The sequence below is a fragment of the Sulfurifustis variabilis genome, from assembly GCF_002355415.1.
Lineage (GTDB): Bacteria > Pseudomonadota > Gammaproteobacteria > Acidiferrobacterales > Sulfurifustaceae > Sulfurifustis > Sulfurifustis variabilis.
Map to the genome: position 1 here is coordinate 2,410,136 of NZ_AP014936.1, position 21,297 is coordinate 2,431,432.

Annotated in this window: 25 protein-coding genes; 16 read left to right on the forward strand and 9 right to left on the reverse strand. The window is 69.2% G+C overall.

Features of this window, described 5'->3' with window-relative positions:
- Positions 1-1,425, reverse strand: a complete 1,425-nt coding sequence (locus tag SVA_RS11535; protein ID WP_096461364.1) for a sigma-54-dependent transcriptional regulator — start codon at positions 1,423-1,425, stop codon at positions 1-3.
- 264 nt (positions 1,426-1,689) lie between these two features.
- On the opposite strand from SVA_RS11535, the gene SVA_RS20285 reads away from it, so the two are divergent.
- The 11 genes from SVA_RS20285 to SVA_RS11585 are packed head-to-tail and all read left to right on the forward strand — an operon-like array spanning position 1,690 to position 8,948.
- Positions 1,690-1,821 carry a hypothetical protein gene (locus tag SVA_RS20285; RefSeq protein WP_269456911.1) on the forward strand — a complete coding sequence of 44 codons (132 nt, stop codon included), beginning with the start codon at positions 1,690-1,692 and terminating at the stop codon, positions 1,819-1,821.
- Positions 1,818-2,039: a TOBE domain-containing protein gene (locus SVA_RS20170; protein WP_231971784.1), complete on the forward strand. Its 222-nt coding sequence runs from the start codon at positions 1,818-1,820 to the stop codon at positions 2,037-2,039. The genes SVA_RS20285 and SVA_RS20170 overlap by 4 nt, the downstream gene beginning before the upstream one ends.
- A gap of 29 nt (positions 2,040-2,068) precedes the next feature.
- Positions 2,069-2,776, forward strand: a complete 708-nt coding sequence (locus tag SVA_RS11545; RefSeq protein WP_096461366.1) for an ABC transporter permease — start codon at positions 2,069-2,071, stop codon at positions 2,774-2,776.
- Complete coding sequence (locus SVA_RS11550; protein WP_197703179.1) at positions 2,769-3,539, forward strand: ATP-binding cassette domain-containing protein; 771 nt, start codon at positions 2,769-2,771, stop codon at positions 3,537-3,539. The genes SVA_RS11545 and SVA_RS11550 overlap by 8 nt, the downstream gene beginning before the upstream one ends.
- A gap of 24 nt (positions 3,540-3,563) precedes the next feature.
- Positions 3,564-4,424: an ABC transporter substrate-binding protein gene (locus tag SVA_RS11555; RefSeq protein ID WP_096461367.1), complete on the forward strand. Its 861-nt coding sequence runs from the start codon at positions 3,564-3,566 to the stop codon at positions 4,422-4,424.
- A gap of 6 nt (positions 4,425-4,430) precedes the next feature.
- Positions 4,431-5,579, forward strand: coding sequence for a putative sulfate/molybdate transporter (locus tag SVA_RS11560; protein ID WP_096461368.1), 1,149 nt, complete (start codon positions 4,431-4,433; stop codon positions 5,577-5,579).
- A gap of 3 nt (positions 5,580-5,582) precedes the next feature.
- Positions 5,583-6,206 (forward strand): molybdenum cofactor guanylyltransferase MobA, encoded by a 624-nt coding sequence (gene mobA, locus SVA_RS11565; protein ID WP_096461369.1) that lies wholly within the window; start codon positions 5,583-5,585, stop codon positions 6,204-6,206.
- Positions 6,200-6,751 (forward strand): molybdopterin-guanine dinucleotide biosynthesis protein B, encoded by a 552-nt coding sequence (gene mobB / locus SVA_RS11570; protein ID WP_231971786.1) that lies wholly within the window; start codon positions 6,200-6,202, stop codon positions 6,749-6,751. The genes mobA and mobB overlap by 7 nt, the downstream gene beginning before the upstream one ends.
- Before the next feature lie 14 nt (positions 6,752-6,765).
- Positions 6,766-8,028: a molybdopterin molybdotransferase MoeA gene (gene moeA, locus SVA_RS11575; RefSeq protein ID WP_096461370.1), complete on the forward strand. Its 1,263-nt coding sequence runs from the start codon at positions 6,766-6,768 to the stop codon at positions 8,026-8,028.
- 8 nt (positions 8,029-8,036) lie between these two features.
- Positions 8,037-8,579, forward strand: coding sequence for a molybdenum cofactor biosynthesis protein B (moaB, locus tag SVA_RS11580; protein WP_096461371.1), 543 nt, complete (start codon positions 8,037-8,039; stop codon positions 8,577-8,579).
- 15 nt (positions 8,580-8,594) lie between these two features.
- Complete coding sequence (locus SVA_RS11585; protein ID WP_096461372.1) at positions 8,595-8,948, forward strand: DUF488 domain-containing protein; 354 nt, start codon at positions 8,595-8,597, stop codon at positions 8,946-8,948.
- A gap of 42 nt (positions 8,949-8,990) precedes the next feature.
- Here the strand turns inward: SVA_RS11585 and SVA_RS11590 are convergent, their stop codons facing one another.
- The gene (locus SVA_RS11590; protein WP_096462932.1) at positions 8,991-10,232 is read right to left on the reverse strand and encodes a DUF1015 domain-containing protein; all 1,242 of its coding nucleotides are present in this window, start codon (positions 10,230-10,232) and stop codon (positions 8,991-8,993) included.
- A gap of 124 nt (positions 10,233-10,356) precedes the next feature.
- Here SVA_RS11590 and SVA_RS11595 point away from each other — a divergent pair, with 124 nt between their 5' ends.
- The 3 genes from SVA_RS11595 (at position 10,357) to SVA_RS11605 (ending at position 13,661) form a co-directional block, all read left to right on the forward strand.
- Entirely contained in the window at positions 10,357-11,403 is a 1,047-nt protein-coding gene (locus SVA_RS11595) for an agmatine deiminase family protein (protein ID WP_096461373.1), read from the forward strand.
- Positions 11,404-11,443: 40 nt separating this feature from the next.
- Positions 11,444-12,331 (forward strand): carbon-nitrogen hydrolase, encoded by an 888-nt coding sequence (locus tag SVA_RS11600; protein ID WP_096461374.1) that lies wholly within the window; start codon positions 11,444-11,446, stop codon positions 12,329-12,331.
- Between the two features lie 91 nt (positions 12,332-12,422).
- Positions 12,423-13,661: an RsmB/NOP family class I SAM-dependent RNA methyltransferase gene (locus tag SVA_RS11605; protein WP_096462933.1), complete on the forward strand. Its 1,239-nt coding sequence runs from the start codon at positions 12,423-12,425 to the stop codon at positions 13,659-13,661.
- On the opposite strand, the gene SVA_RS11610 is transcribed toward SVA_RS11605, so the two are convergent.
- Both SVA_RS11610 and SVA_RS11615 read right to left on the reverse strand, forming a co-directional pair.
- Positions 13,658-14,296, reverse strand: coding sequence for a DedA family protein (locus tag SVA_RS11610; protein ID WP_096461375.1), 639 nt, complete (start codon positions 14,294-14,296; stop codon positions 13,658-13,660). The two genes, SVA_RS11605 and SVA_RS11610, sit on opposite strands and share 4 nt — an antisense overlap.
- A gap of 97 nt (positions 14,297-14,393) precedes the next feature.
- A complete protein-coding gene (locus tag SVA_RS11615) occupies positions 14,394-14,762 on the reverse strand; it encodes a peptide chain release factor family protein (protein ID WP_096461376.1) in 369 nt (122 codons plus the stop codon).
- A 78-nt stretch (positions 14,763-14,840) separates the two neighbouring features.
- Between SVA_RS11615 and SVA_RS11620 the strand changes: the two genes are divergently transcribed.
- The gene (locus tag SVA_RS11620; RefSeq protein WP_096461377.1) at positions 14,841-15,956 is read left to right on the forward strand and encodes a 3-deoxy-7-phosphoheptulonate synthase; all 1,116 of its coding nucleotides are present in this window, start codon (positions 14,841-14,843) and stop codon (positions 15,954-15,956) included.
- A gap of 81 nt (positions 15,957-16,037) precedes the next feature.
- Here the strand turns inward: SVA_RS11620 and SVA_RS19800 are convergent, their stop codons facing one another.
- The 5 genes from SVA_RS19800 to dacB all read right to left on the reverse strand — a co-directional run bounded on the left by SVA_RS19800 (position 16,038) and on the right by dacB (position 20,294).
- Positions 16,038-16,205 (reverse strand): hypothetical protein, encoded by a 168-nt coding sequence (locus tag SVA_RS19800; protein ID WP_169924063.1) that lies wholly within the window; start codon positions 16,203-16,205, stop codon positions 16,038-16,040.
- 170 nt (positions 16,206-16,375) lie between these two features.
- Positions 16,376-16,711 carry a hypothetical protein gene (locus SVA_RS11625; RefSeq protein ID WP_096461378.1) on the reverse strand — a complete coding sequence of 112 codons (336 nt, stop codon included), beginning with the start codon at positions 16,709-16,711 and terminating at the stop codon, positions 16,376-16,378.
- A gap of 223 nt (positions 16,712-16,934) precedes the next feature.
- On the reverse strand, positions 16,935-17,339 hold the full coding sequence (locus SVA_RS11630; protein ID WP_096461379.1) for a hypothetical protein: 405 nt from the start codon (positions 17,337-17,339) through the stop codon (positions 16,935-16,937).
- Positions 17,340-17,414: 75 nt separating this feature from the next.
- Positions 17,415-18,710 carry a citrate synthase gene (locus SVA_RS11635; RefSeq protein ID WP_096461380.1) on the reverse strand — a complete coding sequence of 432 codons (1,296 nt, stop codon included), beginning with the start codon at positions 18,708-18,710 and terminating at the stop codon, positions 17,415-17,417.
- Positions 18,711-18,851: 141 nt separating this feature from the next.
- Complete coding sequence (dacB, locus tag SVA_RS11640) at positions 18,852-20,294, reverse strand: D-alanyl-D-alanine carboxypeptidase/D-alanyl-D-alanine endopeptidase (RefSeq protein WP_169924064.1); 1,443 nt, start codon at positions 20,292-20,294, stop codon at positions 18,852-18,854.
- A gap of 193 nt (positions 20,295-20,487) precedes the next feature.
- Between dacB and otsB the strand changes: the two genes are divergently transcribed.
- Positions 20,488-21,279, forward strand: a complete 792-nt coding sequence (otsB, locus tag SVA_RS11645; RefSeq protein WP_096461382.1) for a trehalose-phosphatase — start codon at positions 20,488-20,490, stop codon at positions 21,277-21,279.
- Positions 21,280-21,297 lie beyond the last annotated feature (18 nt).

The window sequence follows — 21,297 nt, forward strand, 5'->3', positions numbered from 1 at the left end:
TCAGTCTCCGGTAGGCCAGGAAGAGAGCTTGCGCTCGAGCGTCTTGCGGGAAATGCCGAGCCGCCGGGCCGTTTCGGACTTGTTGCCGCCCGCCGCCTCGAGCACGTTCAGGGTGTGCCGCCGCTCGACCTGATCGAGGCTCCATTCGACCGGGAATCCGGCCGCGCCCGGGACGGTCGCGGCGATCGGCGAGCGACCGCCGATGCTCTCCCAAGGGGGGCGCCCGAGCAGCAGCGTGCGCTCCACCAGGTTGCGCAGCTCGCGCACGTTACCCGGCCACGGATAGACCTGAAGGCGCCGCAGCTCCTCGGCGTCGAAGACATAGGGCTTCACCCCCAGATCGACGGCGATGCGCCGGGAGAAGAACTCGACCAGCTCCGGAATGTCGCCCGCGCGTTCGCGCAGGGCCGGCAGCGTCACGTGGACCACGTCGAGCCGGTAGTAGAGATCGTCGCGAAAGCGGCCGCTGCGCACCGATTCGGCGAGATCGCGGTTGGTCGCGGCAACCAGCCGCACGTCGACCGGGATCTCGCGGTCGGACCCGACCGGGCGCACGCGCCGGTTCTCGAGCGCCCGCAGGAGCTTCGCCTGCATGGCGAGCGGCATCTCGGAGATCTCGTCGAGAAACAGCGTGCCGCCGCTCGCGGCCACGAAGAGCCCCTCGCGCGACTGGTGCGCGCCGGTAAAGGCGCCCTTGGTGTGTCCGAAGAGCTCGCTCTCGAACAGGTCCGGCGAAATCGCGACGCAGTTCACCGGCACGAACGGGCCCTTGCGCCCGCTCAGCCGGTGGATCGCGGACGCGGCGAGCTCCTTGCCGGTCCCCGTTTCGCCCTGGACGAGGACGGACGCCCCGGTGGGCGCGACCCGACGGATCAGCAGCCCGAGCTCCTGCATGCCGGCTCCGCTTCCGACCATACCGGCCTCGCCGTAGGCCGGATCGGCGTAGTTCTCCACGCGGCGGCGCAAGGCCGCGTTCTCGCGCCGCAGCTCGCGGCACTGGAGGCATCGCTCGATCGACGCCGTCATCTGCTCGAGCCGGAACGGCTTCAGGATGAAATCGGCGGCGCCGACGCGCAGGGCGTTGATGGTCGAGTCCAGATCGGCGTACGCCGAGATGAAGATGACGTCGGTGCCGTCGCCGTTGCGGCGCAGCGCCTGGATCCACTCGAGTCCCGAGCGTCCCGGCAACGCAACGTCGACGATCAGCAGGTCGAAGTGACAGCGGCTGCGTATCTGCTCGGCGTCCTCGGCCGTCTCCGCGGCCTCGACCAGCCCGTACTCCCGGGCTAGCGCGCGCTGCAGGAAATTGCGGATGCCCGGCTCATCGTCGACCACGAGCAACGAGAGGTGTCGCTTCTCGTGCGCGACGCCCGGCGCGCGCGACCTCGGCATCGATACGGCTTCTCGTCCGGCGGTGTATTGCATGTCTCTCTCCCGGTGGCTCAACGCGCGTGCGGATGACGGCGATCCTCGAAGGCGGGAAAAGAAGCGGCGACGGATCGCGGAAAGTCGTAGTTATTGCGTCATTCTGACGCATCGCCCGCGTACCATGGGACAGAATGTCATGGGTGTCAACGGCAGCGAGCCTGCGATTTTCACGCGACAACGCTAAATCCCGGGACGGCTTCGACTCCGCCCACTGGCATCCGGATTGCAAAGCGACGCGGGAACCGGTCGGAGAGCATTCCCTTGCGTCGAGCGCACACGCTTCCGCTCATCCGCATCAGCGTCGTCGTCCTGACTCTGCTCGTGGTCTTCCTGTCGCCCGCGGCCTCGGCCGAACCCGCGTGCTCCAGGCTCGCCGCGGAGCGCACGACGTGAAAATTGACAAGCTCAGTGCCCGCAACGTCTTCGCGGGAAAGATCGTCGAGATCAAGCGCGGGACCGTCGCCGCCCAGGTGAAGGTCGAGATCGGCGGCGGACACATCGTCACTTCGAGCATCACGGTGGATGCCGTCGACCACCTGGGATTGAAGCCGGGCAGCGAGGTCGTGGCGATCATCAAGGCGTCGAGCGTGATGCTCGGCATTCCCGATTAATCGACCCCCGGCCCCGGCGGCGCGCAACCATGCAGGATTTCGCAGGCGCCTTTCGACTGGCCTTCGAGCTGATCGCCGGCGGCGACGATGCCCTCGTCGACATTGTGCTGTTGTCGCTGCGTGTCAGCGTGAGCGCGGTCCTCGCGGCCTGCGCCGTCGGCCTGCCGCTTGGCGCGGCGATCGCGATCGCGCGTTTCCCCGGTCGCGGCGCGGTCGTCGTCCTGCTCAACACACTGATGGGGTTGCCGCCGGTCGCCATCGGCCTGCTTCTCTACATGGTCTTCTCCAACGCCGGTCCGCTGGGCGTGCTGGGGCTGCTCTACACGCCCACCGCGATGATCGCGGCGCAGGCCGTGCTCGTGACACCGATCGTCGCCGCCCTGGCGCGGCAGGTGATCGAGGATCTGCACACCGAGTACGACGAGCAGCTGCGCTCGCTCGGCGTGGGGCCGGTGCGGGCGATCGCGACCCTGCTCTGGGACGGCCGTTACAGCCTGCTGACCGTCGCGCTCGCCGGTTTCGGCCGGGCAATCGCCGAAGTGGGCTCGGTCATCATCGTGGGCGGCAACATCGCGAACGTCACCCGCGTGATGACCACCGCGATCGCGCTCGAGACCTCCAAAGGGGACCTGGCGCTCGCCCTCGCGCTCGGCATCATTCTGATCACACTGTCGATGCTCATTAACGCCGCCGTGATGGCGTTTCGCGCGACGGCGGCGAGGGCGGCCTATGCATGACGTGGTTCGGGAGGTGCCGTGCCTGCTGCCGGCGATGCGCGCCCTGGAACCGTGTCTGCCCCTTCAGGCCCGGAAGATCCGCTTCGAAGCGGGCGGCAAGCGGCTGATCGACGGCCTCGACCTCTCTCTGCGCCCCGGCTCGCTCACCGCCATCATGGGCCCGAACGGCGCCGGCAAGAGCCTGCTCCTGCGACTGCTCCATGGCCTGCTGCGACCGACGGGCGGGGAGATTCTATGGGCCGGGCGTGCGGCGGACAGCGCGGTGGCGACACGCCAGGCCATGGTCTTTCAGCGGCCCGTCCTGCTGCGCCGGTCGGTTGCCGCAAACGTCAGCTACGCGCTCGAGGTGCGCGGGATACCGGCGTGCGAACGCAGCGCGCGGGTCGCATCCGTCTTGCGCGCCGCGCGGCTCGAGCACCTGGCGGAGCGCCCCGCGCGCGTGCTCTCCGGCGGGGAGCAGCAGCGGCTCGCCGTGGCGCGCGCCCTGAGCGTGTCCCCCGAGATCCTGTTTCTCGACGAACCGACCGCGAGCCTCGACCCCGCCTCGACGCTGGCGATCGAGGACCTGCTGCGGCAGGCGCATGAGCAGGGCACCACGCTCGTGCTCGTGACGCACGACATCGGCCAGGCGAAACGCCTCGCGCAGGAAGTCGTCTTCCTGCATCGCGGTCGCATCGCCGAGCACACGCCGGCCGACCGATTCTTTGTGTGCCCGGAATCCGCCGAGGCTCGGGCGTTCCTGGAGGGTCGTATCGTCCTCTAAAAAAAGAGAGAGACGGAGCGACAGATGAAAATCGCGGACAAGGGAGGATTCCTCGCCACTCTGCCCCTGGGCATCGCGCTGCTCCTTGGCGCGATCTCGGCCGAGGCCGCACAGGACAGGTTCATCGTGGTTCAATCGACCACGTCGACCCAGGATTCGGGCCTGTTCGATCACATCCTGCAGATGTTCACGAAAAAGACCGGCATCGAGGTCCGGGTCGTGGCGGTCGGGACCGGGCAGGCGATCAAGAACGCGCAAAACGGCGACGGTGACGTTCTACTCGTGCACGCCAAGCCGGCGGAGGAGAAGTTCGTCGGCGAGGGCTGGGGCATCGAGCGGTACAACGTGATGTACAACGACTTCGTGATCGTGGGGCCGGCCTCCGATCCGGCGAAGGTCGCCGGAATGAAGGACGCGACGGCGGCGTTGAAAAGGATCGCGGCGAGCAAGGCCCCCTTCGCGTCGCGCGGCGACGACAGCGGCACGCACAAGGCCGAGCTCGGTTTGTGGAAGGCCGCGGGCATCGACGTCGAAGCGGTGAGCGGCTCGTGGTACCGCGAGACCGGTTCCGGCATGGGCCCGACCCTCAACACCGCCGTCGGGATGAGCGCCTACACGCTGGCGGACCGCGCGACGTGGGCCAGCTTCAAGAACAAGGCGAAGCACCGGATCGTCGTCGAAGGCGACGCTAAACTATACAATCAGTACGGCGTGATCCTCGTGAATCCGAAGAAGCACCCGCGGGTGAAGGCCGAGGCCGGCCAGGCCTTCATCGACTGGCTGATCGGCGCCGAAGGCCAGGCGGCGATCGCGAGTTACCGGCCGAGCGGCGCGCAGCTGTTCTTCGCCAATGCCCGATCGACGAGGCATGCGGGCACACGCTGACCCGAGATGACGCCCGAGGAATCCCTTCGCCTCCCGCGCATTCGCTATAACCTCGGCGAATGGGCGGGGGCCTTCGGCGACCTCGGCACGCTGATCCCGTTCGTCGCGGGCTACATCGTCATCGCCGGCATGGACGCCTTCGGCGTGCTCTTCTCCTTCGGCCTCGCCCTGATCCTCGCCGGCCTGTTCTATCGCGTGCCGTTTCCGGTCCAGCCCATGAAGGCGATCGGCGCCATCGCCACCACGCAGGGTGCGTCGCTCGCGATCACCCCGGCGGCGATCGGCGCCGCCGGTCTCGTGACCGGGTTGCTCTGGCTCGTGCTCGGGCTGACGGGCCTCGGGCAGAAGATGGCGCGCCTCGTCAGCCGCCCCGTCATCGGCGGTCTGATTCTCGGTCTGGGGGCGAGCCTCATGCTGCAGGGTTTCCGGCTCCTCGCGACGCAGTGGGTCCTCGGTCTCGCCGCCCTCGCCCTCACCGGCCTCCTGATCCGCCGGTCGCCGGCGGTCGCGATGCTCGCCCTCCTCGCCTTCGGCATCGGGGCCGCGCTCTGGCTCGACCCGACACTCGGCGAGGCCCTCGCGGCCATGGAGCCGGCCCTGCGCCTCCCCGCGTTCGCGCTCGGGGCGCTCGACGGGCAGGCGTTCGTCGTCGGCGCCCTGCTTCTCGCCCTGCCGCAGGCGCCCCTCACGCTCGGCAACGCCGTCGTCGCGATCACGCACGAGCACAACAGGCTGTTCCCCGCGCGCCCGATCGGCGAGCGCACGGTGAGCGTCTCGACCGGCCTGATGAACCTGGGCGCCGCGACGCTCGGCGGCGTTCCGATGTGTCACGGCGCCGGCGGCCTTGCCGGCCACGTCCGTTTCGGGGCGCGCACCGGCGGGGCCGTAATCATTCTGGGAGCGCTGCTCCTCGGCCTCGCGCTCTTTTACAGCGGCTCCGTCACCACCGTGTTCAGGCTGTTTCCGACGCCGGTCCTCGGCGTGATTCTCCTCTACGCCGGGTTCGAGCTCGTACGTGGCGTGAGGATCGCCGGCATGCGGCGCGCCGAGCACGGCGTGCTGGCCGCAACGGCCGTCACGGCGCTGTGGCACGTCGGTCTCGCCTTCGTCGTCGGCCTCGCGTTACAGTATTTGCTGCGTCCCGCGAAAACCTGAGCAATGGAAGGTCAAGCAAGCCTGCCGCTCGACGACATTACCGGCCTCGTTCTGGCGGGCGGCCGCGCGCAGCGCATGGGCGGCGTGGACAAGGGGCTCGTCACGCTCGCCGGGCGCCCGATGGTCGCGCATGTGCTTGCGGCCTTGCGCGCGCAGGTGGGCGCCATCCTGATCAACGCGAATCGTCACCTCGAGCAGTACGCGGCCTTCGGCCATCCCTTGGTCGCCGACCGGCACGAGGGCTTTCTCGGACCGCTCGCCGGGCTGGCGGCGGGGTTCGATGCGGCCGGGTCGGAGTACGTGGTCACGGTGCCGTGCGACTCCCCCCTGCTCGGCCCCGATCTCGTGGCCCGTCTCGCCCGCGCCTTGACGGAGAACCGGGCCGACATCAGCTTCGCCCACGACGGCGAGCGCGCCCATCCCGTCTTCGCGCTCGTGCGTCGCCGGCTGCGCGAGGATCTCGACGCTTACCTCGCGGCCGGTGGCCGCAAGATCGACCTTTGGTTCGCGCGGCACCCGCACGTGGCCGCCGATTTCAGCGACTGTCCGGATACCTTTATTAATGTGAACAGCCCCGAGGAGCGGGAGATGCTCGAGGCCCGGCTGGCGGAGGGCGCGCCGTGCTGAAAAACGCCCGCGTCCCGGTGCTCGGGATCGCCGCCTGGAGCGGCACGGGCAAGACGACGCTGCTCGTCCAGGTCCTCGACCAGCTCGCAGCCGCCGGCTACGCGGTCGGGGTGATCAAGCACGCCCACCACAGCTTCGACATCGACCACCCGGGGAAGGACAGCTACGAGCTGCGCAAGGCCGGCGCGCGCCAGATGCTCGTCGCCTCGCGCGCGCGCGTCGCGCTCGTCAGGGAGCGCGCGAACGAGCAGGAGCCGCGCCTCGACGAGCTGCTCGCCATGCTCGATCAGGATGCGCTCGACTTCATCCTGGTCGAGGGCTTCAAGGCCGAGCGCTTTCCGAAGATCGAGATTCACCGGCCGGGTCTGGGGATGCCGCCGCTCTTTCCAGCGGATTCGTCGGTGGTGGCGATCGCCACCGACGGCCCTCTTGCCGTCGCGACCACGCTGCCGCTGCTCGATCTGAACCGGCCGCGGCAGATCACCGATTTCATCCTCACGTATCTCGGGCGCACGTCTCCCGGCCGGGTTCGCAGGCAGGTGTAGAGGCGATGCGCGCCATGGCCGGATCGGAGCGGACAGGAGGTTGCGGGATCGGGCAAGCGGCGCTCACCGTGGAGGAGGCGCGGGAACGCCTGCGCGCGGAGGTCGGGCCGGTCACCACGCGCGAACGCCTTGCCCTGCGCGCGGCCCTGGATCGCGTGCTCGCCGAGGAGGTGCGCTCGCCGATCGACGTCCCCTCCCACACGAACTCGGCCGTCGACGGCTACGCCCTGCACGGCGACGATCTGCCGGGCGCGGGTCGGATCTCCCTGCGCTGCGTAGGCAGCGCGCGGGCGGGGAGCCCGCTCGACAGGCCGGTCGCGCGCGGCGAATGCGCGCGCATCATGACCGGCGCGCCGCTGCCGCCCGGCGTCGACACCGTCGTCATGCAGGAGCACGTGGAGCGTGCGGGCGATCGGGTGACGATCGGCGACGGCCACCGCGGGGGCGAGAACGTGCGCGCGGCGGGCGAAGACCTCGCGCGCGGCCAGACCGTGCTCGAGGCCGGGCGACGACTGCAGCCGGCCGATCTCGGGCTGCTCGCATCGATCGGGCGCGCCGAGGTCGGCGTGTATCGGCGGCCGCGTGTCGCGTTCTTCTCGACGGGCGACGAGCTGCGCTCGATCGGCGAGCCGCTCGGCCCCGGTCTGATCTACGACAGCAACCGTTACACGCTCCACGGGATGCTCACGCGTCTCGGCGCCGAGGTCATCGATCTCGGCGTCGTGCGCGACACGCGCGAGGCCGTCCGCGAGGCGCTCGCGGAGGCGGCCGCGGGTGCGGACGCGATCCTCACCTCGGGCGGGGTCTCGGTCGGCGAAGCGGATTACGTGAAGGAGGCGCTGGACGCGCTCGGGCGTGTCAGCTTCTGGCAGATCGCCATGAAACCCGGCCGGCCGCTCGCGTTCGGGCGGATCGGCGACGTGCCGTTCTTCGGTTTGCCGGGCAATCCCGTGTCCGTCATGGTGACGTTCTACCAGTTCGTCGAGCCGGCGCTCCGGCAGATCGCCGGCGAACGCGGGATCGACTGGCGTCGGGCCGGCTTTCGCGTGCCGTGTGCCTCACGCCTGAAGAAGCGCGCCGGCCGCACCGAGTATCAGCGCGGCGTGCTGACGTACGCGGACGACGGGACCCTGACGGTGCGGGCCACCGGCCACCAGGGATCCGGCATGCTCCGCTCGATGAGCGTCGCGAACTGCTTCATCGTCCTGCCGGCGGAATCGGGCGACGTCGAGCCCGGCACGCCGGTCGAGGTCCAGCCGTTTCACGGCATCGTTTGAGACCAGCCATGACCACGAGCACCGAACGTCCCTTCGTCCCTCTCAACATCGCCGTCCTCACCGTCTCGGATTCGCGCACCGAGGAGAACGACGTCTCGGGGAAGACCCTCGCCGACCGGATCGGCGGCGCCGGCCACCGGGTCGCGGACAAGCGCATCGTCCCGGACGACATCTATAAGATACGGGCGATCCTGTCGGCCTGGATCGCCGACGAGTCGATCCAGGTCGCGATCACGACGGGGGGCACGGGGGTGACCGGACGGGACGGGACGCCCGAGGCGGTGCGCCCGCTGCTCGACAAGGTGCTCGACGGCTTCGGCGAGCTGTTCCGGATGATTTCCTATGAAGAGATCAAGACATCCAGCCTGCAGTCGCGCGCCATCGCGGGGGTCGCCAACGGCACCTATGTCTTCTGTCTGCCCGGCTCCTCCGGCGCGTGCCGCACGGGCTGGGACCGGCTTATCTCGGCGCAGCTCGACTACCGGACCCGTCCCTGCAACCTGGTGGAGCTCATGCCGCGGCTGCTCGAGGGAAAGCCGGGTGGCGCGTGAGGCTCGCGGCCGCTGATGGCGATACAGCTCAAGCGCGCGTACGTCGCGCCGGCTTCCGGCGACGGAGAGCGCATACTCATCGATCGGCTCTGGCCGAGAGGCGTGTCAAAGGACGAGGCGCGGATCGACATCTGGCTGAAGGAGCTCGCGCCGAGCGACGGGTTGCGACGCTGGTTCAACCATGACCCCGCCAGGTGGCCGGAGTTCAAGGCCCGTTACTTCCGCGAGCTCGCCTCGCACCGCGAGCTGCTTGCGGCGATCTCGCGCAGGGCGCGTCGCGGCAGGGTGACGCTCGTCTACGGGGCGAAGGACGAGAAGCACAACAACGCGGTCGCCCTCCGGGAGTTGCTGCGGCGCCGCAAGGCATGACCCCGCCGCGGCATCCGCCGGTTCCTCGATGATAAAAGGCCGCTAGTCGAGCACGTGGCTCACCACGCCGTCCGCCAGCTTCGGCTCGAACCACGTGGATTTGGGCGGCATCACCGCGCCCGTGTCGGCCACCGCCATGAGGTCGGCGAGCGACGTCGGACACAGCGCGAAGGCCACGGCCACCTCCCCGGAATCGACGCGTTTGACCAGCTCGCTCAGCCCCCGGATACCGCCCACGAAGTCGATGCGCCTGTCCCGGCGGGGATCGCCGACGCCGAGCACCGGCGTCAGCAGCTGGTCCTGCAGCACGCTCACGTCGAGCCGGCCGACCGGATCCCGCGCCGGCACGCGGTCGGGCTTAACGCGCAGGCGGTACCAGCGGCCCGCGAGGTACATCCCGAACTCGCCGGCCCGCGCCGGACGCACCGGCTCGGCCTCCGGCGACACCTCGAATGCCTGGTCGAGGCGCGCGAGCAGCGCCTGGGGCGAAAGCCCGTTCAGGTCCTTGACCACGCGGTTGTAGTCGAGGATCCGCATCTGGTCGTCGGGGAAGATCACCGCGAGGAAGTAGTTGTAGCTCTCTGCGCCCGTGTGGCCCGCGTTCGCGACGCGTCGACGCTCGGCGACGCGCGCGGCCGCCGCGGAGCGATGATGGCCATCGGCGATATAGAGGCGCTCGAGCGCTTCGAACGCCTCGGTGAGCGCCGCGATCCGCTCCGGCCGCGATACCACCCAGAGCGAATGGCGCACGTTGTCGTCGGCGGTCACGTCCATGTCGGGCGTCGACGCCGTCGCCGCGCGCGCGATCGCGTCGATCGCCGCCGAATGCCGATAGGTTAGGAAGACCGGCCCGGTCTGCGCGTTCAGCGCCTCGATCTGGCGCACGCGGTCGTCCTCCTTGTCCGGGCGCGTGTGCTCGTGTCTGCGGATCCGCCCCGTCTCGTATGCGGCGCACGACGCGGCGGCGACGAGCCCCGTCTGGGTGTGCGTACCCATCACCAGGCGATAGAAGTAATAGTACGGCGCGGCGTCGCGTCGCAGCACGCCCGATTCGAGCATGCGTCCGAAGCTGCGGCGTCCCTGCTCGTAGACCCGCGGGTCGTGGACATCGACCGTGGGCGGCAGATCGATCTCCGGCTTCGAGACGTGCAGGAAACTGAACGGCTTTCCCGCCGCGCGAACGCGCGCCTCGTCGCTGGAGAGCACGTCGTACGGCGGCGCGATCACGCCGGCGACGTGCTCGGGCGCCGGCCGCAGGCCGGCAAACGGTCGGATCAGGGACATCGGCGCCATCCGGGGGAAATGAAAGGCGCACATTCAAAACCAAGCGCCGCCACGCGTCAAACGCGCTTGGCGTCGCTCGCATCGCCCGCTATCATCCGCGGCTCCCCGAACGGGCCGCCCGTCCATGTCCGCTCCCTGCCGCCAGTACCTTCCTCCCGAGTGGGCGCCCCAGAGCGGCGTCATGCTGACGTGGCCCCATCCCCGGAGCGACTGGGCCGAACGGCTCGCTGAAGTCGAGCCCGCGTTCGCCGCCATCGCCCGCGAGATCGCCCGACGCGAGACGGTGTTGATCGTGTGCTACGACTCGCGGCATCGGGCGCACGTGGAGTCGACCCTGCGGTCCGCGGAGGTCGACATGGCGCGTGTGCGCCTGGCGATCGCGCCGTCGAACGACACGTGGGCGCGCGACCACGGGCCGCTCACCGTGCTCTGCCGCGACGAGCCGCTGCTCCTCGACTTCCGGTTCAACGGCTGGGGCGGCAAGTACGGCTACGAGCTCGACAACCTCGTCAGCCGGCGCCTGTACCAGGCCGATGTCTTCGGCGACGCGGCGATGCAATCGGTCGATCTCGTGCTCGAGGGCGGATCGGTCGAGGTGGACGGCTCCGGGACGCTGCTCACGACGACGAACTGCCTGCTCGCCCCGACCCGCAATCCCGGGCTCACGCAGGCGCAGATCGAAGCAAGGCTCAAGGAGCTGCTCGGCCTCAATCGCGTCCTGTGGCTGCGCCACGGCCATCTCGAGGGCGACGACACCGACAGCCACATCGACACGCTCGCGCGCTACTGCGACGCGCGCACGATCGCCTACGTCGCCTGCGACGACCCGGGCGACGCGCACTACGGGGAACTGAAGCGGATGGAGGCGGAGCTCCAGGCCTTTCGCGCGGCGGACGGGGAACCGTACCGCCTCGTGCCGCTTCCGTGGCCGAAGGCCGCCTACGGCGCCGAGGGCCGTCGCCTGCCCGCGACCTACGCCAACTTCCTCATCGTCAACGGCGCCGTGCTCGTCCCGGCCTACGACGACCCGGCCGACGCGGTCGCGCTCGAGCGCCTGCGCGGGTGCTTCCCCTTCCGCGAAGTCGTGGCCGTGCCCTCCCGGCCGCTGATCGAGCAGTACGGCAGCCTGCACTGTCTCACCATGCAGTTCCCGGCCGGCGTGCTGCCCTGAGCCTGCGGACGCCTTCCGGCGCCGTGCTACCATTGCGCGCATGACGACGAAGTCACTCACGGTCGGGCTCGTACAGCACGCCTGCACCGAGGACCGGGAACGGAACCTGGACGTTTCGGTGCAGGGCATCCGCGAGGCGGCGGCCCGCGGCGCGCGGCTCGTGCTGCTGCCCGAGCTCCATACCGGCGTCTACTTCTGCCAGACGGAAGACACCGCGCGCTTCGATCAGGCGGAGCCCGTTCCCGGGCCGTCCACCGAGCTCCTGGGCAACCTCGCGCGCGAGCTGGGCATCACCATCGTGGGTTCGCTCTTCGAGAAGCGCGCACCCGGGATCTACCACAACACCGCCGTGATCCTCGACCCGGCCGGACGGCTCGCCGGACGCTACCGCAAGATGCACATTCCCGACGATCCCGGTTACTACGAGAAGTTCTACTTCACCCCCGGCGATCTCGGTTTCGCCCCGGTCCGCACTCCCGATGCGACGCTCGGCGTCCTCGTATGCTGGGACCAGTGGTACCCGGAGGCGGCGCGGCTCATGGCGTTGCACGGAGCCGACCTTCTGCTCTATCCCACGGCGATCGGCTGGGACCCGCGCGACGACGAGCCCGAGCGGACGCGCCAGCGCGACGCATGGCGTACGGTACAGCGGGCGCACGCGATCGCGAACGGCCTGCCGGTGCTGGTGTGCAATCGCACCGGTTTCGAGCCGGATCCGGGCGGCGGGGCCGGCATCCGGTTCTGGGGGTCGAGCTTCATCGCCGGTCCGCAAGGCGAGGTGCTGGCGGAGGCGCCCGTCGACGCGCCCGCGGTGCTGGTCGCGGAGATCGACCGCCGGCGCAGCGAAGACGTGCGGCGCATCTGGCCGTTCTTCCGCGACCGCCGCATCGACGCGTACGACGACCTGCTCAAGCGCTACGGCGATTAGGCGACCCGGCTCACCGTTATAAGATCTCGGTGCCCGGTTGCCGGATGCGCGTCGCGCGCTCCTGAACTCGAAACTCATCGCCGCATTTCGCATGCGCCCGCACCACCTGAAACAATCGGCCGAACTGCTCGCGGCCATCCTCGGCGGCGCCCGCGCGGCCGACAAGCAGATGGAGAGTTACTTCCGGGCGCACCGGGCGATGGGCGTGCGCGATCGCGCAGAGGTCGCCGAGACGGTATACGGCTGCCTGCGGCATCGCCGTCTCCTGGCCCACTGTGCGGGCGAAGACGCCGCCGCCCTGGTGGCCGCGTACCTGGTGAGGGAAGGATCGAGCGCCCGCGCCCTCGCGGAGGCGGGCTTCCGCGGCGATGCCCGCGCGCTGGTCGGGTGCCTGCGCACACTCGATCCCCGCGCCCTCCCTCTCGCGGTCGCCGCGAGCCTGCCCGATTGGCTCGCGGCAGAACTGCAGGCCGAGTACGGCGACGAGGCCTCGGCCCTGGCCGAGGCGCTGAACCAGCCGGCGCCCGTGGACCTGCGGGTGAACACCGTGAAGGCGCGACGCGAGGAGGTGCAGGAACGACTCGCCGAGGAAGGATTCGAAGCCGATGCGACGCCCTTCTCGCCCGTCGGACTGCGCCTGCGGCAACGCGCCCCGGTCTTCCACAGCAGGGCGTTCAAGGACGGCTTGATCGAGGTCCAGGACGAAGGCAGCCAGCTGGTCTCGCTGCTCCTCGAGCCGCGGCGGGGCGAAATGGTCGTCGACTTCTGCGCCGGCGCCGGCGGCAAGACGCTGCACCTCGGCGCGCTCATGGCAAACACCGGAAGCGTCTACGCCTTCGACGTCTCGGCGGCACGGCTCGAGCGCCTTGCGCCCCGGCTGGCGCGCTCGGGGCTCTCGAACGTGCGCCCGGTCGTGATCGCGCACGAACGCGACGAACGCGCGAAACGCCTGCACGGCAAGATCGACCGCGTGCTCGTCGACGCCCCGTGCACCGGTACGGGAACGCTGCGGCGCAATTCGGACATCAAGTGGCGCAGCGTCGACCTCGAAGCGCTGCGGGCGGAGCAGGCGCGCATCCTCGACGCCGCCGCGCGGCTGCTCAAGCCCGGCGGACGGCTGGTGTATGCCACGTGCAGCCTCCTGCGCGAGGAGAACGACGCGGTGATCGATGCGTTCCTGAAGGCCCGGGCGGATTTCCGCGTCGTCCCCGCGGCGGCGATCCTGTCCCGACGACGCGTCCCCCTCGACACCGGCGACGCCCTGCGGCTCCTGCCGCACCGCCACCGGACGGACGGCTTTTACGCCGCGGCGCTCGAGCGTACCGCCTAGGTCGACCCCTCCGGGTCCTTGGGTCTTTCCATCGATGGATCCGCGGCCATCACCTCGGGGCGGAACGGGTGCCGGCGGGAGCGGCGCCGGTGGCGGACGAGCGTGAACGCCCAGATCGCGGTGCCGACCAGGATCAGCCCGCCGAGCAGCCAGAACTCGTAGTGTTTGACGTCCTCCAGGAACAGCCGGAAGGCCTCTCCGAACAGAAAGCCCAGCGCGCCGAGCGTGATCGCCCACACCACCGCCCCCGTGAGGTTGAGGACCAGGAAGCGAAGGCGCGAGACCTGGCTCGCGCCGATCGCGAACGGCGTGACATTGCGCAGCCCGTAGTAGAAGCGAAAGGTGAGGATCAGGAAGTTCTGGTGCCGACGGAGGTGCCGGTAAACCTTTTCGGCGCCCTCCTGCCAGGACAGCCGCTTGGCCAGGATCCTCGGTCCATAGCGCCGCCCGACGTAAAAATAGAGCTGATCGCCGCTGAAGCTGCCGGCGAAGGCGGCCGCGATCACCCACGGGAGCTCGAGAAAGCCGAGGTGCGCCGCGAGCCCCCCGAGGACCAGTATGGTTTCGCCCTCGAGAAACGTGCCGACGAGAATCGCGAGGTAACCGTAGTTGGCGATCAGCTCGTCGAGAGCCATGAAGCGGGCAACCGAGGCGGTGAAGGGGCCGGCGTGCCGATCGCAACGGCGGCTGGCGCACTCTACGTGAAGTCCCCGGGCGCGACAATCGAGCGCCCTACTCCTCCCGCACCCGCGCGCGCTCCCGTTTGCGCCGGGCGAGAAGACGCTTGGCCTCGAGCCGCCGGGCCTTCACCCGCGCGCTCGGACGCGTCGGCACCCGCTTTTTCGGCACCCGGTTCAGCCGGCGCAGCCGCTCGATCAGGCGGTCGAAGGCGATCTCCCGGTTTCGCGCCTGGGAGCGGGTGTCGGAGGCCGTGACCACCACCCCGGACGGAGCGTGCGTGAGGCGAACGGCCGACTCCGTGCGGTTCACGTGCTGCCCGCCCGGCCCGGCCGCGCGGTACGTGTCGAGGCGCACCTCCCGCGCGAGGACCGCGCGGCCCAGCGCGTACGGCGGCGGCCGCCGCTGGCCGGACTCGCTCATGTCCGCGGTCGCCGGATGTGTTTCGCGGGGCCGTTGCTACAATACGGCGCCGAGCGCCACCTATTATTCGATTCGCCCATGATCGTCATCTTGAGGTCCGATGTCCCGCCCGACTCGCCCGAGTACCGCCAGGTCCTCGACTTTCTCGCGCACAAGCCGAACATCACGACGCGCGTACACCAGGAGGTCGGGCAGATCCAGGCGGTGACGGAGATCTATCTGATCGGCGATACCGCCTCCCTCGACAAGGCGGAAATCGAGAGCCTGCCCGGCGTCGACCGGGTCGTGCGCGTTTCGGAAGAATACCGCATCCTGGGCCGACACCGGGACGACCGCCGCCCGACGGGGTTCGATTACAACGGGGTGCGCTTCGATCAGGACAACCTGAACGTCTTCGCCGGCCTGTGCGCCGTCGACACGCCCGATCACGTCGAGCGGATGCTCAAGGCGCTCCGGGATCGGGGTCAGGTGTGCACGCGCATGGGGGCCTACAAACCGCGCACCAATCCGTACGCCTTCCAGGGCCACGGCAAGGGGTGCCTGCCCTGGGTGTTCGAGCTGGCCGGACGCTACGGAATGAAGGTCATCGCGATGGAGGTCACGCACGACTCGCACGTGGACGAGATCCGCGAGGCCTTGCGCCGGACCGGGAACCCGACCGGGGTGATGCTGCAGATCGGCACGCGCAACACCCAGAACTTCGAGCTGCTGCGCATCGTGGGGCGGCAGCGCGAATTCCCGGTGCTGCTGAAGCGCGGCTTCGGCATCACCCTCGAGGAGTCCCTCAACGCCGCGGAGTACATCGCGAGCGAGGGCAACCGGCACATCGTCTTCGGCCTGCGCGGGATGAAGACCAACATGGGCGATCCCCACCGCAACTTTGTCGACTTCGCGCACGTGCCCGCGGTGAAGCGCCTGACGCGCATGCCGGTGTGCATCGACCCTTCCCACTCGGTCGGATCGCGCGAGGCCGCGCCGGACGGGCTGCTCGACATCTTCCACGTCACGGCGCAGGGCGTCATCGCCGGCGCGAACATGATTCTCGTCGACTTTCATCCGGCGCCGGAGAAGGCGCTCGTCGACGGGCCCCAGGCACTTCGGCTGGAAGAGCTGCCGCGTTTTCTGGAAGACGTAGCGATAGCGCGCGAGGCTTACGAGAGACGGCGGGCTGCCGCCTTGCGGCGCCCTGACTGAACGCGACCGCCAGCCGCTGCTGTTCGTTCAGCCCGCTCCCCGTCCGCACGCCTCGGCGAAAGGACGGGGCTCGTCCGGCGGCTACTCGCCCGCGCGGTCCTCGTCGGGAGCGACCGTCGCGGCCAGCGGCGTCGCCTGCGACGATGCGTCGGACATGTCCTCTGCTTCCCCGCTCCCGTCATCGACCTTGTAGCGCGAGAGGAAGTACTGAAGAACCTCGGCCGCGGTCAAACGATGCTCCTCCGCCATGTTGCGCGTCTCGTGTGATCGAGTTGCAGCGCACGCTAGAAGAGAAGCACCCCGATTGCTATCCGCATCAATGGGTATTGACTGGCCGGGTCAAGTCTGAGGAACGAGAGCGCCGCTCATCGGGCAGGGCTTGCAAACACGGACGTGCTTGACCGCGCCGGCGCGGCGGCTCACCCTCGCGACGTGCGACTCATGCGCGCCTCGGCCGCGCCGGCCGAAAGCAGATGGTCGAGGCCGAGGTCGGCACATTCGCCGCAGTACTGCCAGGCCGTCCACATGATCGAGAAATCGCGCAGGACGCCGAGCAGCGCCGGTCCGGGATTGTCGACGCGTTGCGAAACCGCTTCCCGCACCTCGTCATCGGTGAACTCGTGATCGAAACGACGGGCCTGCAGGAACAGGTGAAAGAGTTCGCTGCGATGCGGGTCCTGAAGGATGTTCGCGCGCTCCCGATAATGCTCCGCAAGCCGATCGACCAGCAGATCGAGCAAGCGCTCCTTGTCCATCAGCCTCTCCTGTCTTCTGTCTCACCCAGCGTATCGTTATCGCCGGCGCTTCCCCGTTGCCTGCCGAGACAGGAAGCACCCCCTTTCTCTGACCCCGGGGTGTGTGAATACCATCGAACGGAGTGTCTGACAACTGCCGCAATTCGTCACGTCGCGCGCGAACGCGACGACCGCGAAACGGGAACGACAGCCGCGTGATGCCTCGTTCGCGCCTCGAATGCGGTCAGCCGACCACTCCGTATATGACGTCGAACACCACGCGCGTCTTGCGATCCATCAGCACGATGTCGTTGCCGATCCGAACGCGCACGTAGACGGCGGGAAGCGGCGTCAGCTGGCGCTCGAGCTCGACGGGCAACGGAACGGTCGAGAGCCCCGGCGGGAGGACATCGCGCTTCGCGAGGCCGGGCGGAAGCGCGCCGTTTCGCTTCGCCAGGCCGGGCGGCAGGCCGCGCTGATGCGCCCCCCGGTAGTACTGCTCGATGACGGCCCTGTCGTGCCGGCTGAAGCTCACGTCGACGACCGCGTTCTGGTCGCGGATGACGACCCGGCCGGACGTGGCGGCTTGCGTGGCGCAGCCGGCCGCGACGGCGGCGCAGGCGAGAACGATTCCGACGGATAGGCGCACGGCTCTCCTCCCCTTGAAGAAGGTGCAGACGACGTGTCCCGAAGTGTAGACCACGCCGCGTCCCGGCGCGGGAGATCAGCTTCGCGGGGCGCGCTCCGCGGGGTAGTGGCGCAGGGTCGGGCCGACGTAGAGCTGGCGCGGGCGGTCGATGCCGTGCGATTCCTGCTGCAGCTCCAGCCAGTGCGATACCCAGCCGGCGGTGCGCGCGAGCGCGAACACGGCGGTGAACATGTTCATCGGGAATCCCATGGCCCGCAGCAGAATGCCCGAGTAGAAGTCGACGTTCGGGTAGAGCTTGCGCTCGATGAAGTACTCGTCCTGCAGCGCGATCTCCTCGAGCCGAACCGCGATCTCGAGCAGCGGGTCCTTCTTCCCGAGGTGCGCCAGCACTTTGCGCGCCTGTCCCTGGATCACGCGGGAACGCGGATCGAAGTTCTTGTAGATGCGGTGGCCGAAACCCATGAGCCGGAACGGATCGTTCTTGTCCTTGGCGCGCGCGATCGCCTTCGGGATGTTGTCCACGCTGCCGATGTCCGTGAGCATCTTGAGCACGGCTTCGTTCGCGCCGCCGTGGGCCGGGCCCCAGAGGGAGGCAATGCCGGCCGCAATGCACGCGAACGGATTGGCGCCGCTCGAGGCGGCGAGCCGCACCGTCGAGGTGGAGGCGTTCTGCTCGTGGTCCGCGTGCAGTATGAAGATGATGTCGAGCGCGCGGGCGACGACGGGGTCCGGCACGTACTCCTCGCTCGGGATGCCGAACATCATCTGCTGGAAGTTCGAGGCGTAGTCGAGCCTGTTGTTGGGGTAGCGGACGGGCCGCCCCATGCTGTACGTGTAGCTCGCGGCGGCGAGCATGGGCATCTTGGCGATCAGGCGGACGGCGGCGCGCGACCGATCCTCCGGGTTACGGATGTCCATGACGTCATGGTAGAAGGCGGACAGCGCGCCCACGACGCCCACCATGACCGCCATCGGATGCGCGTCGCGACGAAAGCCGCGGTAGAACGAAAGCACCTGCTCGTGGAGCAGGTTGTGCTGCCCTATCAGGAGGTCGAACTCGGCGCGCTGCGCGGGCGTCGGCAGCTCGCCGTTCATCAGCAGGTAGGCGACCTCGACGAAGTCGCTGCGCTCGGCGAGCTCCTCGATCGGGTAGCCGCGGTAAAGCAGCATGCCCTTGTCGCCGTCGACGAAGGTGATCGCGCTCTTGGTGGACGCGGTCGAACGAAAACCCGGATCGTAGGCCAGCAGGCCGTGGCGGGAGTACAGCGACTGGATATCGACCGCCGGCGGACCGAGCGTTCCTTCGAGCACCGGAAGGCTGCTCTCGTCCTGGTTCTCGCTGATCGTCGCGCTGACGAACTTCTGCGCCATTGCCCCTCCGGCGTTGAGCGAAGCCATAGGATCGACCATCCTCCCTACTCTGTCCAGCCCCGAGGGCGAGAGTACGGGACTCGGAGCAAGGGGCTTTGAACTCGAATCCGAAGAACGCGGGAGCCCGATGCCTCGAACGTCTCAGTCCTCGGTTCTTTCAGCCCCCGCGGTGACACGGAGCGGCCTTCGATGGATCCACTCGAGCAGCGCGTCCTGCACGGCTTCGGCCGCGCGGGTGGTGAGATCGGGATCGTTGTGCAGATACACGACAACGACGCGCTGGCCAGCGGCGTTGCGCACGTACCCGGCCAGCGAGCGCACGCCGTCGAGGCTGCCCGTCTTGAGGTGCGCCTGCCCGGCGAGATCGCCGTTGAAACGGTTCCTGAGCGTGCCGTCCACCGCGGCGACGGGCAGGGCCGAGGCGAACTCGGGCATGTAGGGACCGTCCCAGGCGGCAAGCAGCACGCGTCCGAGACTGCGCGCCGAGACGCGCACGTCCCGCGACAGGCCCGCGCCGTTGTCGAGCACCAGCCCGGGAGCCTCGAGGCCGCGGCGCTCGAGCCATGCGTGGATCGCGGCCGCGCCCTTCTCGGTCGTCCCGGGCGCGCCCGAGCGCTCGGCGCCAAGCGCGAGGAACAGCTGCCGGGTCATCACGTTGTTGCTGTACTTGTTGATCAGACGCACGATGTCGGCCAGCGGCGGCGAGTAGTAGGTGTGGACCAGCCGCGCCTCGGGCGGTGTCGGCGCCTCCCGCCAGCCGCCGTGCAGGCGCCCGCCCAGCTCGGTCCAGAGCGCCCGGAACACGCCGTGGAGGTACGGGCCCGACTCGGTCACCACCCGAAACATCTCGTACTCGCCGCAGGCGGCCGGGTACTCGCCGGCAAACCGAAGTCGCGCGTTGCCGGCTACGCGGAAGGTCCAGCCGCCTCCCCGGCACGGCCCTGGTTTGAGCCGTATACGGTTGTCGACGGGCACCGGCGGATCGGCGACAACCCGCAGCCGCGCACCCTGCGGAATGAATCGGATGTTGACCGCCTGGAAGTTGACCAGGAGGGCGCGAGGCAGCACGTTGTACGCCCGCATCGCCTGGCCGTCGAAATCCGCCCGGTCGCCGTTCTCGGCGACGAAATGGCTCTGGTCGAAAACCACGTCTCCGCCGATCGACTCGATTCCCGCCTGGCGCAAGCCGCGCAGCAGCCGCCAGAACTGTTCGATGACGAGATACGGATCGCCGTGGCCCTTGAGATACAGATCGCCGTCCAGCTTTCCGTTCGCGAGCTTGCCCGTCGCGTAGGCCTCGGTGCGGAAGCGGTAGGCCGGCCCCAGCTCCTCCAGGGCGGCGAGCGTGGTGAGCAGCTTGATGACCGATGCGGGATTGCGCGGCTCGTCGGCGGACAAGGAGAGGATCGGTTCGCTCTCCCCGATCGCGTGCACGTACAGGCTCAGCCCGGACGATCCGAGACGGTGGCGTGCGAGCGCCTCCGACACCGGCTCGGGCAGCGCCCCGGCCGCCGCCACAAGGGGGACGAGCAGGGCGATCAGGAGGGCCAGCAGCGCGGCTGGAAAGGAGCGGGTAGAGGGCACTCGGCGTTGGCTGGAGAGTTGATGTTGTTGCCGACCGGGTGCTCGCCGGCGCTTCAAATAATAGGTCAAAAAGCCACGCTGTCGAGAGAGGATCTTCAGAGGAAAACGACTGCCCGTCGGGACACCGCGGCGTCGGGCAACGCACCCGCCCGGCCGTGAACCACCGCCGCAGGCGGCTGTTAGAATCGGGCCGATGAGGATCCTCGACGCCGGATTCGACCTGGAGCGATTCTTCGCCGACCTCGCCCGCTCTCCCCATCCCGCATTGCTCCTCGACTACGACGGCACGCTCGCGCCGTTTCATGTCGACCCGGCGCGCGCCGCGCCTTACGCGGGCGTTCCGGCGCTGCTCGACCGGATCATGACCGGACGCACGCGGCTGATCCTGATCAGCGGCAGGTGGACTCGCGACCTCATCCCCCTTCTGGGCGTGTCGCGCCTGCCCGAGATCTGGGGTTCCCACGGGTTCGAGCGTCGCTTCGCCGACGGTCGCTACGACATCGCCCGCCCGGACACCGAACCGCTACGCGGGCTGGCCAACGCGGATACCTGGGGCGACGAGCTCCGTCGCATGGGCGCGCGTCTCGAGCAGAAACCGGCCTCGCTCGCAGTACACTGGCGGGGGCTCCCTCCGCCGCAGGCGCGCGCGATCGAAGAGAAAGTGCGCGAGAAATGGATGTCGCGCGTGCGCGCGACCGGCCTCGAACTGCACCCCTTCGACGGCGGACTCGAGCTGCGCGTGCCGGGGCGCGACAAGGGCTACGCCGTGCGCACGCTGCTGGACGAATCGCCGTCCGACGTGGCGGCCGCCTTTCTCGGCGACGACCTGACCGACGAGGACGCGCTGCGGGCGATCCGGGGGCGCGGGCTCGGCGTGCTCGTGCGCCCGACCTGGCGGGAAACGGTCGCTCAGGTGTGGCTCCAGCCGCCTGAGGAGCTGCTGGCGTTTCTCGAGCGCTGGGCACAGGTCACCGCGCGCCGTTAGGTCGCGCGCGCCCGGCGG